Raw genomic sequence first — 12,460 nt, forward strand, 5'->3', positions numbered from 1 at the left:
ACAACAAACTCAGCAAACGCCTGCGCCACGCCGTCGGCGATGCCATTAACGATTTCAATATGATCGAGCCGGGCGACAAAATCATGGTCTGCCTCTCAGGCGGCAAAGACAGCTACGCCCTTTTAGATATTCTGCGCCAGCTTCAAGCCAGTGCGCCGATTGATTTTGAACTGGTTGCCGTCAATCTTGACCAAAAACAGCCGGGCTTCCCCGAAGAAGTATTGCCGACCTATCTCGAAAGCATCGGCGTTCCCTACAAAATCGTTGAAGAAGACACCTACTCCACCGTCAAACGCGTATTGGACGAAGGCAAAACGACTTGTTCGCTGTGCAGCCGCCTGCGCCGCGGCATCCTCTACCGCACCGCAAAAGAATTGGGCTGCACCAAAATCGCCTTGGGACATCACCGCGACGACATCCTTGCTACCATGTTCCTGAATATGTTCTACGGCGGCAAACTCAAAGCCATGCCGCCCAAACTGGTCAGCGACAACGGCGAACACATCGTCATCCGTCCTCTCGCATATGTCAAAGAGAAGGACTTGATCAAATATGCCGAGCTAAAACAATTCCCAATTATTCCATGCAACCTCTGCGGCTCTCAGCCCAACCTGCAACGCCAAGTCATCGGCGACATGCTGCGCGATTGGGACAAACGCTTCCCCGGCCGTATCGAATCGATGTTCTCCGCGCTGCAAAACGTTGTTCCATCACATTTGGCCGATACCGAGCTCTTCGACTTTGTCGGCTTGGAACGCGGTCAAAACCTGAAACATGGTGGCGACTTGGCGTTTGACAGTGAAAAAATGCCGGAACGTTTCTCCGACGGCAGCGAAGAAGACGAAAGCGAAATCAAAATCGAGCCGCAAAAAGCCGAACGCAAAGTCATCAATATTCTGGCAAACAAACCTAAAACCTGCGGTTTATAATTCCATTTAATTTTCAGACGGCCTTTCGGTAGCTATTTACCGAAAGGCCGTCTGAATATTCATATTTGAAATTTTTCTATTCTTTTTTATCTATTCTTTCCCTGACAAACCGTGCAGCAGCAATCCCAATACGTCTTGCGGCAGCTTTTGCGGCGCGGCGGCATAAAGCGCGGTCAGTTGCGGATGGCGCATCAATATATCCGCCTGACGGATGAACAGGTCGATGAGTTCCACCGGCAAATCGGGCTGAATCAGGCGGCGTTGTTGCAGGGTGTGGAAGAAACCGCGCATAAAGGCGTATTTTTCTTCGTTCAATTCGTGGAAAAAACGCTCCAGCTCCAAATCGGTGTTCTCTTCAATGTCGCGCAGAAAAGCGGCGGAATAAAGTTCTTCAAACGATTGTTTTTGCAGGGCAAACACAGCCTCAGCGGCTTCGCGCAGGCTGCATTGCCGTGCAAGCAGATTTTCAAATTCGGCACGGACGCGGTTTTTCTGTTCGGTAACGATTTCCTGCAAGAGTGCGTTTTTACCGCTGTAATATTTGTAGAAAGTGACGCGGCTGACGGCGGCCTCAGTGCAGATGCTGCCTACGGATACGGCGGAAAAGCCGTGTTCGCGGAACAGGCGGCGGGCGGTGTCGATGATGGTTTGTTGTTTACTGGCAGTCATGACGGTAGGAAGGTTTTGATTTTGTTTATAAAGGAGGTTCATTAAAGTTATCCGTAAGTCGGATACCCATCATATAGTGGATTAACTTTAAACCAGTACGGTGTTGCCTCGCCTTAGCTCAAAGAGAACGATTCTCTAAGGTGCTGAAGCACCAAGTGAATCGGTTCCGTACTATCTGTACTGTCTGCGGCTTCGTCGCCTTGTCCTGATTTTTGTTAATCCACTATATTTCCCCACGGCTGCAATGGCAATACGGCGGGGTTTCAGACGGCCTCTTTCCTTATCCTCCGCTCTGCCCTACGGATGAGGGCTGTCGGATGCTTGGCAGGCCAAATTCATGAAGATTACAGAATCTCCCTCCTCCAACCTTCTCCTGTCAAATAGGAGAGGGATTTTTTGGACGATTCACAAGATAAGAGGGGAAGTAAAGTGAATGATAAACACTTGCATTCCTGTTTCTTATTTCTTATACTTTACATTAATAGTTTGTTTTATGTAAATGTGTAAACACAAATATTTGCATACTGACGGAGAAATTGATTGCCTGATATTCAATCCGCCCCGACGTATGCCGTCTGAAAGGATAAGAAATGCAGAAACACACCCTCCGTCGCCTGCCTCTATTGATTGCCGCCGCCTTTGCCTCCGAATGGATTTATGCCGCCGATGCGGCGCAAGACGCGGAACAGGTGCAGTTGGAAGAAGTCGTCGTCACCGGCGAACGTGCTAACCGCAGCGGCTTTGAAACCGCCACGTCCAACCGCGTTTTCACCACGCCCAACATCGACCGCAGCGGCCACAATCTTTCCGCCACCGACCTGCTCAAACAGACCGTGAACACAGTGGACTTAGGCAGCGGCAACGATTTGCCGACCGTGCGCGGCGTGGACGGCTCCGGCCCCGCCGTCGGTGCGGTGGCGTTTTTCGCGGGCACTCGGCCGCGCCTGAACCTGTCCATAGACGGCCGCTCCGCCACTTACAACGAATACGCCTTCGGCACACAGTCGCTGTGGGACATGCAGCAAGTAGAAGTCTTGCGCGGACCGCAAAGCCATGTGCGCGGACAGAACGCGGTGGCGGGCGCGGTGGTGATGCGTTCCAAAGACCCGACCGACGAATGGGAAGGCGCGCTGCGCTTGGGTTTGGGCAATCAGAAAACACGTAATGTCGCCGGCGTAGTGTCCGGCCCGATTGTGAAAAACAACCTTGCCTTCCGCTTGAGCGCGGAGCGGCAGCAGCGCGAAAGCTATGAGCCGTTCGTGTCCTACGAGCCGACCGGCAACCCGCGCCGCGTGGAAAACACCAACGTGCGCTTCAAACTCCTGCTCACGCCCGAAAACCATCCCGATTTTTACAGCCGCCTGACGCTGAACCACATCCGTTCGCGCGCGCCGCAAAACGAAATCATGGGCAACACCGCCAGCCGCCGTTTTTTAAAAGAAAAGCCCGTGTTCGTAACCGGCTCGACATCGGGCATCTGGGACGTATCGTGGCAGCTTAACGACTATCTGAAACTGGAAAACAAACTGGTTTACGGCCGCTACCACAACGAGCGGCTGCACCTGCCGATGACCGTCAGCCCGCAAGGCGTGCCCGCCGAACTCAAAGGCCGCGAACTGCAATGGGAGCCGGTATTGCATTTTTCAAACAAAGGCCGTCTGAAAGGCCTTGCCGGACTGCACTACTTCCGCAGCAAACAAGACGAATGGGTAGATATCCGCAGCGTCGGCGGTCGCAACACCTTTGACGACCGCAACAGCGTACGCGCCCTGTTTGCCGAAACCACATACAGCCCCAGCGAAAAATGGGACATCACAGCCGCCGCCCGCATTGAAAAAGAAACGCACAAACGAAGCGGCGGCAGCGGCGCGCTGCACCTCGATTTAGACAAAGGCCAGACCGTCTTCCTGCCCAAAATCGACATCGCCTTCAAACCCACCGACCAATGGGTCAGCGGCATCAAAGCTGCGCGCGGCTACAACCCCGGCGGCGCGGGCATCACCTTCGGCCGCCCCGTCGTAACCTACACTTATGAGCCCGAATATGTGAACAACTACGAGTGGTACACCCGCTGGCGCAGCGCAGACCGCCGCCTGCAACTCTCCGGCAACCTGTTCCTGAACCACTACCGCGACATGCAGCTCCCCTTCTATCTCGGCACCAACTCCGTCGTCATCCGCAATGCCAAAAAAGTCCACACCTACGGCGCGGAACTCGCCGCCGACTGGCAGGCGACCGACAGCCTGAAACTCACCACCGGACTGGGGCTGCTCAACACCAAAATCAAAAGCTATCCCGACAGTGGCATCGAAGGCAACAAACTCGGCCGCGCGCCCAAATACACCGCCAACATCGGCGTGAAATACCTGAACGACAAAGGCTGGGAAGCCGGCGGCGACGTGCGCTTCTACGGCGGCTACTACTCCGCCGCCGACAATGCCGAATCAGGCAAAATCGGCGCGTACAACCAAGTCAACCTCTACACCGCCTACAACTTCAAACAAGGCCGCATCTCGCTCTACGCCGACAACGTGTTCAACCGCCGCCGACCCATATTCATTTCCAGCGCCGACCGCCAAGACGCACTCTACCAACGTCCCAGAAGCGTAGGCGTGAGCGCGGAATGGAAGTTTTAGGCGGTGCTGAAATGATGGAGGTCGTCTGAAAAAACGTAGATCGGGCATCAATGCCCTACCTACGGTTACTGGAATAACGAAGGTCGTCTGAAACGATCGTAACAACCGATTATCGTCATTCCCGCGCAGGCGGGAATCCAGAATGGAGACTCGAAGGCACTTCTTTATCCGATAAGTTTCTGTGCGGATGGGTCTGGATTCCCGCCTGCGCGGGAATGACAGCACAAGAAGTCTAATAAAAAGCCAGGCATAAATGCCCAACTATTGACCTACCCTGCTTCCCCAAAACACCCAAAGGAACCCCATGCACTACTTCACCCCTGCCAAAACCCTGCCCGAAGGCACCATCTACCTGACCGACCTGACCCACGTTGCCGACTTCGCCGACTGGCTGGCCGAATTCGAAACCCTGTTAAACCAAAACCGCCGCTTCGCCACCGTCTGCACCCCTATGCGACGGCAGGTAAGCGACGAACAGCGTATTGCCGACCGCAAAACCTACATCGAATGGATAAAGGCACATCGGCCGCAACTGTCCGAACGCTGCGCCGCCATGCTCCTCATCGAACCCGACGCGACGCAACTGGCGTTCTTCCGCGAACAATCGTCCAAACTCGGCCCTGCGCTGGGCGTGAACTACATCGTCGAAGCCGACGAGCAAACCGCCCTGCTTCGCGCAGAAGAAGCGTTGAAGGCCGTCTGAAAAGATACTAAACCTATTTAAATACAAATTAAGTATTGCCACCCAATATGTTCAGACGGCCTTGTCCCTTTATTTGCCTCATCTTCAAAAGAATCATGTGATGTCCGACAATCAGACTTCCCCAAACTCACGCGACTGGCTGATGCTTATCGGCGGCAGCACCTACAAATTCACGCTGACCGGTTTTTATCTGGTCGCGCTGGTGGCCATTTTGAAAAACCACGGTTACAGCCTGAACCAACTGAGCTGGATTCATTTAATCGGCAGTATCGAAGCGGCGAAGGTGTTGTTTGCCGCGCTGATGGAGCGGCGGCAGGCGGGGCGTTTGGGACGGTTTCGTGGCTGGCTGCTGGCGGCGACGCTGGGGCTTTCGGCGGTGTTCGGGTTGATGGCCTGTGCCGACATCACGCAAAACTTCCCGCTGCTTCTGGCCTGCTGCGTTTTGCTCTCGGCCATGTCGGCGGTGTACGGCTGCGCGATGCTGGGTTTGTCATGTATCGTCCTGCCGCACCGCGAACGCGGTTTCGGCGGCGTGATTCAGACGATGGCGGCGCGCGGCGGCAAGATGATCGGCGGTGCGCTGGTGTTGTGGCTGTATCAGGAATACGGACAAACGGCGGCGGCCGGCTTTATGCTGGCGTTCAGCCTGCTGATGTTGCTGCAACTCTTGTACTACCGCGAGCCGGAAAGCCCGACCGCGCAAGGCAGTTGGACGGCGTTGGCAGCGCGGCTGGTTTCTTTTTGGCAACAACCTGAAACGGGCTGGCGGTGGCTGGTTTTGCTGTTTGCCGTTGCCGCGCCGTATGCGTTTATGGCGGCAACTTTTGTACCCAAGCTGGCGGATTTGGGCTTCACTCCGAAACAGACGGGAGGAATTTTGGCGGTGGGCATTCCTGTTGCCTGCCTGATTGTGACGCCGCTGTCGGGCTGGTTTTCGCGCAATTATCCGCGCCGCAAACTCGTGTTCCTGCTCTACGCGCTGCAACTGCCGCTTTTGGCGTCCATGATCGCCATCGACTCGCTCGCCCGCATCCATCCTTGGCTGCCGCCCGCGCAAATCATCGCCCTGAGCCTGAGCTACACGCTGCTGCTGCCGGTGATACTGGCGTTGGTGATGGACAAATCAGACCGCGCCACCGCCGCACTCGACAGCAGTCTGCAATTTTCCGTCGTCCTGCTCGGCAGTTACGCGGCCGGTTTCGCTGCCCTGCGGCTGGCAAAGGCTATTGGTTATACAGATGCGTATTGGGTTGCAGTGTACTTGACCGTATTGGTAGGCCTGCTTTTATATTTGAATAGAAATTTATTCAATCATTCAGAGCGTGATTCACAATAATTCGCTCAGATATTTATCCATCGATTTTAATTGAGCGCACCTCCGGATAATTTTTCATTTTATTGCACAATCTCTCATGAAAATATAACAAAACGTGCCCATAATACTGCCGTTATTACACTCTTACATTCAAAAGGAACCTCATGACTGCTGTTCTCATCGTTCTCGGCTTGATTGCCATTGTCGTCGGCATCTTAGGCACGATTTATCCCGCCCTGCCCGGATTAGGTTTGATGTTTGGTGGCGCATGGTTGTTGGGTTATGCCGGCGATTATCAAGTGTTTGGCTCGGGTACGCTGACCTTTTTGGCCATTGTTGCCGTATTCGGTACTGCGATGGACTATGTGGCGGGCGCATTAGGTGCAAAATATACCGGCGCAAGTAAAACTGCGGTTTGGGGCGCGTTTATCGGCGGCATCGTCGGTGCATTCTTCTCTATTCCCGGCCTGTTGCTCGGCCCGTTGGCAGGCGCAGCCATCGGTGAATTTATCGCACGCAAAGACACATGGCAGGCTGGCAAAGTCGGTATCGGTACGTTTATCGGCTTCATCATCGGCACCGTGGCCAAAATCGGCTGTGCCTTGACCATTGCACTGACCATTCTGTTTGTTTGGTTGGCCTCGTTGTTCTAAGACAAAACATTAAAGGCCGTCTGAATTTCAAGCATTCAGACGGCCTTTCCATTTCACTATTTATTTTCCTTATTTGCCGCAGCAGGCTTTGTATTTTTTACCGCTACCACACGGACAAGGATCGTTGCGACCCACTTTTTCGCCTTCGCGGCGGATGGTTTGCGGTTTATTGATGATGGCCTGCCAATACCAGTAAATATCCAGCAGGACATGCGGCAAATCAGATTCCAACTGGGTCAGCTCTTTTTCATTCAGATGCAAGATGACTTCGCCGTTTTCCTCATCGTCATAAATACCGCCCAAAGCCATAATCGGATAGAACAAATCTTCAAACTCTTCCTGATCGACTGCTTCAAACCAATCGGTAGGCACAATATCCAGTGCGTAAAGATAGGCGTTACACCATGTGTAGAAATCCAGATTGCCGGCTTCATCTTCATAAAACCATAAATCAGGCAGGATTTTCTCGTTGAGCTTCATGCGCATATCGGCGGCCATTGCCATGACCAAACGCTCGATTTCGGTGCGCTCTTTGGCATCAAACAAAGATTCCTCACCCAAAATCTCAGGCAGCCAGTTGGTCGGATTCAAAGCATCCGGACCGCTCAATAAAGCCATCATAAAACCTTGAACTTCATCACAACGCATGGTGTTGTGGGCTTCGGATTTAGCATCCAGCAATTCCATCAATCGGCTGCGTGCCGCTTCATCAAAAGTCAGTATTTGCATTTTCGTTCCTTAAAATAAAATCATATTATGGTTTTCAGACGGCCTGGTCATGGATACGCTGCCGCATTTGTTCAAACAGACAAACCGTTGCCGCCATCGCGACATTCAAGGATTCGGTTTGCCCCAACATGGGGATTTTGACACAGGCATCGGCTTTCTCTTTTACCGTTTCACTCACGCCGCTGCCTTCGTTGCCAAACACCCAAGCGCAAGATTGACTGAGGTCCATTTCATACAACCCGATATTGCGGCCGCCCAAAGCTGTTGCCCAAATTGGATGCTGATACTTTTCCATCCAAGCGGATAATTCCACTCGGCTGAAAATAGACAGTAGAAAATGCGCACCCATTCCCGCTCGCAACACTTTGGGCGACCAAATATCTACGGAATCATTGCTGCACACGATTTGCTTGACTCCGGCTGCCGCCGCACTGCGCAAAATTGTGCCTGCATTGCCGGGGTCTTGTACCCGCTCTAATACCACGCAATCGCCGTCTGAAGGCAAGCCTGCCTGTTTCGGAATATCAATCCAAGTCATCACATCATCGGCATCGGTCAGACTGGTGATTTTAGACAGCGCTTCGTTACCGACCCAAGTAATCAATCCCTCGTCCAACTGCGCCGTAATTTCTTGAATTTCAGGATGTTGCTGTTTCTTTTCAGGCAGATAAACCTGTTTGGGCGTACCGCCGCTTTGCAAATAAGTTTGCAGCAGATGTACGCCTTCCAATACGGTTTCACCGCTTTCACGCCTTGCTTTGGCCTGCGTCAAAAGACGGAATAAATGTTTGAGCTGTTCGTTTTGAGCAGAGGTAATCAGTTTCATGGAGCGCATTATAACTGCTTTGACTTCTTTGAAGCTATGCTTTCAGACGGCCTGACGGTTTTACTGCAAAAATAAAAACCCTTGCTATAAAGCAAGGGTTTTGCATGATTTCATTTTTTACTGAACAACAGTCTGCTGCTCATTTTTCTGCTCGGTACGGACAGTCGGACGGTTTTCAATCTTGCCGTCTTTCGCCGCATTCGGCACAACGGTTTCACCTGGTTCGGAAGCCGCTTTATCGTCAGGCGTACCGCTTACCGGAATGATATCTTGTGCAGGCTGAACATTAGACTTCTCGGCAACCGGCATAGCGTCACGAGAAGTTTGCGGCGTAAACTGCCATGCCGTCACAGCAATGGCACACACGCTAGCAGCGGCCGCAAAGAATTTAAAGAAGCCGTTATTGGCCACCTCGCGATGAGTATATTTTTCCTGCTTGCCGGCAATCTCAGCTTGAGGCACTGTAAATGCTTTGCTTTGCATGGTTTCATCAGCCACCTTCGCCGCCGCGCCCTGACGGATACAGTCGCCGATAATGTGATACTCATGCCAAGCGCGCAATGCTTCCTCGTCTGCCAATACGGCATCCAGCATCTCATCAGTCAATGCTTCACCGTCCATCAATGCGGACACATACTCCAATGCTTTATTTGTTTTGTCGTTCATTTTTATTACCACCTTTGATCTTCAGAAGTATCCAACAGCGGCCGCAAATCTTTTGCAATCAGTTCACGCGCTCTGAAAATACGCGAACGTACTGTACCTATCGGACAATCCACTACCCGAGCTATTTCTTCGTAAGACAAGCCGTCCATTTCCCTAAGCGTAATGGCTTGACGCATATCGTCTGGCAGTTGCGCAATGCTTGCCTCGACGGTCTGCAAGATTTCCCGATTCATCATCTCAGCTTCCGGCGTATGGTAATCCGCAATCTGATCGGTTAAATCGAGAACATCTCCTTCCTCATTGGCTGCTTCCGAACTGACAAAAAACTGACGACCCGAAGTGGTCAGGAAATTCTTTGCCGTATTGATACCGATACGGTACAGCCATGTATAAAATGCACTTTCTCCACGAAAATTTGCCAATGCACGATAAGCCCTAATCATTGCCTCTTGGGTTACATCGTGCACTTCATGCTCATCCTGAATAAAACGAGAAATCAGTCTGTTTAGCCGACGCTGATATTTAGACATCAGCATCTCAAATGCCTTATGGTCACCTTTCTGCGCGCGCTCCACCAAAACTTGATCTATTTGGCGATCGTTCATACCCACCCTTTAATCATTTTACTGCTTTAAACCCAAAAATAGTAAAGCGTGCTGTGCACAGTAAAGACAGCAACGCTCTGAAATAGTTCCATAAGATTACATTCAATGGCTAAAGTTTATTCGTGCAGATGCTCTAACATTAACAATATTACTTAATATACCAATACTTAGCAAAAGTAGTTAAACTACTGATACTTACTAAATTTAGAGTTATTTACTTTACTTTTGCCATATATTCGACCAACTTTCTATGAACTGGCAGATAGCCTTGCTCTATTTGAACATCGCTTCCAGCCCTAAGGTTAGCAACAGCAAGGCACTTGTTGCCCAGACTTATGATAATCGGCCAATATTTACGCACGAGTGGCATGATATGACACTCTTGCAATAGTTTTTCGACTGATTTTTCCCTCTGCCCTGACTGAATCACGTCGCCCTCGGATACAGTTCTAAGCACTGCCTGCTTCTCCAACTCTTCTTCCGGCAAACCGCCTTTAAACGGTAATAAAACAAAACCGTTTTCCAGCAAAATATCTTTCAGACGGCCTCGAACTTCCCTACCATTGCACCAAGGCAGCTGTTGAAATTCACTTTCTTGCCAAATAAACAACTGATCCCGATAGGCAACCAATTCGCCGTTTGGCAAACTCAACTGCGCCTGTTCTGCGGTTTCCAATACTCGGGCGAAATCGGCAATGCTGTGATAAGAAGGCAATGATTCCGTTTGCTTTCGCAAAAAATACCAAAGCAACCGACGGCGCAAAAGCGGCGTACCTTGCCGCCACAGACTGATACTGAATATTCCGTCCGGACTGATGCGCTGATATTCAGACTCAATCAATTCATCTAAAAGCTGCAAATCTTCCTGCAATAATCGGATATTGGCACAAATTTGCCGCTCAAAATTCGGAATCCGCTGCTGCCATTGCGGCAAGGCCTGATTTCTCATCCAATTGCGTAAATAGACAGGATCCTCGTTACTTTCGTCCTCGACAAAAGACAACCTCCATTGTTGCGCATACCCTGCCAATTCCTGACGGGAAAATGCCAAAAGCGGCCGCCAGATTTGGATCTTTTCATTTAAATCACGCCATACCGGCATGGCCGCCATACCGCGCAATCCGCCGCCGCGTACGGCCGACAGCATAAATGTTTCGATTTGATCATTATGGTGATGGGCCAAAACAATAATTTTCTTCAGGCCGTCTGAAAATGCCTGATATCGGGCAGCCCTGGCCGCCGCTTCCAAACCTTTTCCTTGTTTTTCCACATTGACACGGCACACCCGCAAGGCAACATTCAAACGCTGACAATAATCCTGACAAAATTTTGCCCAACTGTCGGCATTGGTGCTTAAACCATGATGAACATGGACGGCACGCAAATCAAAACGGCAGAATTCACGCATCCGGTGCAAAAGATGCAACAGGACAACAGAATCCAATCCACCGCTCAAACCAACTTCAAAAACAGTATGGTTCGGCAAATCAGGAAAAGTTGCTTGAAAACTTTTAAATAGGGAATCAGGGGATAGTTGCAACATTTCAGACGGCCTGAAATTATGAATGACTCAAAAATAGAATACAAAAAAAGCAAGCAGCGGCATCTGCTTGCTTTTTCAGCAGTCAAACTTATTTATCGGTAAATTTACCGTAAGCCATGATGCGGTCGAAACGGCGGGAAAGCAAATCAGGCATGGTCATGCTTTGCGCTTCGCTTAATTGCTGTTCCAAAACGGTTTTAACGTTTTTCATCGTGGTTTCGTAATCACGGTGTGCGCCGCCCAACGGCTCGTCAATGACCTTATCGATGAGATCCAATTCTTGCAGGCGTTTGGCGGTAATACCCAATGCTTGCGCGGCATCTGCTGCTTTTTCGGCAGTTTTCCAAAGAATAGAGGCGCAACCTTCGGGAGAAATCACCGAATAGGTCGAGTATTGCAGCATATTGATGTAGTCACCGACAGCGACTGCCAACGCGCCACCCGAACCACCTTCGCCAATAATGGTACACAATACCGGCACATGCAGGCGGGTCAGTTCGTACAAATTACGGCCGATGGCTTCGGACTGGCCGCGCTCTTCCGCGCCAATGCCCGGATACGCACCCGGAGTATCGACAAAGGTCATGACCGGAATATTGAATTTCTCGGCAGTCTGCATCAAGCGCAGCGCTTTACGGTAACCTTCGGGACGCGGCATACCGAAATTGCGGCGGATTTTTTCTTTGGTATCGCGGCCTTTTTGATGGCCGATGACCATCACGCTTTGACCGTTAAAACGTGCCAAACCGCCGATAATGGCATGATCGTCAGAATAATGGCGGTCGCCATGCAACTCTTCAAAATCGGTAAAAATACCGTTGATGTAGTCCAAAGTATAAGGACGCTGCGGATGGCGGGAGACTTGTGAAATTTGAGCCGGAGTCAGCTTGCTGAAAATTGACTTGGTCAACTCGTTGCTTTTCTTTTGCAGTCTGGCAATCTCGTCGGAAATATCGACGGCCGATTCGTCTTGTACGAATCGCAACTCGTCGATTTTATTGGTTAATTCGGCGATGGGTTGTTCAAAGTCCAAAAAAACGGGTTTCATAAAACGAAGCTCTCGGTAATGGTTGCTGACATGATACGCTAATCAGACGTATTTGACAGCATTTCTCAAAGGGAAACTGCCATCTTTTGCAATAAAAAACTTTCAGACGGCCTTTAACAAAGAAATAGTATATCTGCA

12 protein-coding genes are annotated in these 12,460 nt (G+C 50.9%); 5 read left to right on the forward strand and 7 right to left on the reverse strand.

Annotation, left to right across the window (positions count from 1 at the left end; all coding sequences use genetic code 11):
• Positions 1–929 (forward strand): tRNA 2-thiocytidine(32) synthetase TtcA (gene ttcA / locus ACTHUT_RS00420; RefSeq protein WP_440418660.1); only part of this gene is annotated, 929 nt, incomplete at its 5' end.
• 90 nt (positions 930–1,019) lie between these two features.
• Here the strand turns inward: ttcA and ACTHUT_RS00425 are convergent.
• Positions 1,020–1,640 (reverse strand): TetR/AcrR family transcriptional regulator, encoded by a 621-nt coding sequence (locus tag ACTHUT_RS00425; protein ID WP_440386387.1) that lies wholly within the window; start codon positions 1,638–1,640, stop codon positions 1,020–1,022.
• Positions 1,641–2,188: 548 nt separating this feature from the next.
• On the opposite strand from ACTHUT_RS00425, the gene ACTHUT_RS00430 reads away from it, so the two are divergent.
• From ACTHUT_RS00430 to ACTHUT_RS00445, 4 genes are all read left to right on the forward strand, one after another.
• Positions 2,189–4,234, forward strand: a complete 2,046-nt coding sequence (locus ACTHUT_RS00430) for a TonB-dependent receptor (RefSeq protein ID WP_440386386.1) — start codon at positions 2,189–2,191, stop codon at positions 4,232–4,234.
• Between the two features lie 304 nt (positions 4,235–4,538).
• Positions 4,539–4,937, forward strand: a complete 399-nt coding sequence (locus tag ACTHUT_RS00435; RefSeq protein WP_440386385.1) for an extensin — start codon at positions 4,539–4,541, stop codon at positions 4,935–4,937.
• A 100-nt stretch (positions 4,938–5,037) separates the two neighbouring features.
• Positions 5,038–6,273, forward strand: a complete 1,236-nt coding sequence (locus ACTHUT_RS00440) for an MFS transporter (protein WP_440386384.1) — start codon at positions 5,038–5,040, stop codon at positions 6,271–6,273.
• A 143-nt stretch (positions 6,274–6,416) separates the two neighbouring features.
• Positions 6,417–6,905 carry a DUF456 domain-containing protein gene (locus ACTHUT_RS00445; RefSeq protein ID WP_003746916.1) on the forward strand — a complete coding sequence of 163 codons (489 nt, stop codon included), beginning with the start codon at positions 6,417–6,419 and terminating at the stop codon, positions 6,903–6,905.
• Positions 6,906–6,974: 69 nt separating this feature from the next.
• Here the strand turns inward: ACTHUT_RS00445 and ACTHUT_RS00450 are convergent, their stop codons facing one another.
• From ACTHUT_RS00450 to ACTHUT_RS00475, 6 genes are all read right to left on the reverse strand, one after another.
• Positions 6,975–7,634 (reverse strand): UPF0149 family protein, encoded by a 660-nt coding sequence (locus tag ACTHUT_RS00450; RefSeq protein ID WP_440386383.1) that lies wholly within the window; start codon positions 7,632–7,634, stop codon positions 6,975–6,977.
• A gap of 34 nt (positions 7,635–7,668) precedes the next feature.
• A complete protein-coding gene (locus ACTHUT_RS00455) occupies positions 7,669–8,460 on the reverse strand; it encodes a TrmH family RNA methyltransferase (protein ID WP_296117285.1) in 792 nt (263 codons plus the stop codon).
• Positions 8,461–8,577: 117 nt separating this feature from the next.
• Positions 8,578–9,126, reverse strand: coding sequence for a sigma-E factor negative regulatory protein (locus ACTHUT_RS00460; protein ID WP_440386382.1), 549 nt, complete (start codon positions 9,124–9,126; stop codon positions 8,578–8,580).
• A 5-nt stretch (positions 9,127–9,131) separates the two neighbouring features.
• Positions 9,132–9,731, reverse strand: a complete 600-nt coding sequence (gene rpoE, locus ACTHUT_RS00465; RefSeq protein ID WP_036493687.1) for an RNA polymerase sigma factor RpoE — start codon at positions 9,729–9,731, stop codon at positions 9,132–9,134.
• Positions 9,732–9,945: 214 nt separating this feature from the next.
• Positions 9,946–11,274, reverse strand: coding sequence for a tRNA lysidine(34) synthetase TilS (gene tilS / locus ACTHUT_RS00470; protein WP_440386380.1), 1,329 nt, complete (start codon positions 11,272–11,274; stop codon positions 9,946–9,948).
• Positions 11,275–11,362: 88 nt separating this feature from the next.
• Complete coding sequence (locus ACTHUT_RS00475) at positions 11,363–12,322, reverse strand: acetyl-CoA carboxylase carboxyltransferase subunit alpha (protein ID WP_049322761.1); 960 nt, start codon at positions 12,320–12,322, stop codon at positions 11,363–11,365.
• Positions 12,323–12,460: the final 138 nt, after the last annotated feature.

It is taken from the genome of Neisseria sp. P0022.S010 (genome assembly GCF_051956635.1).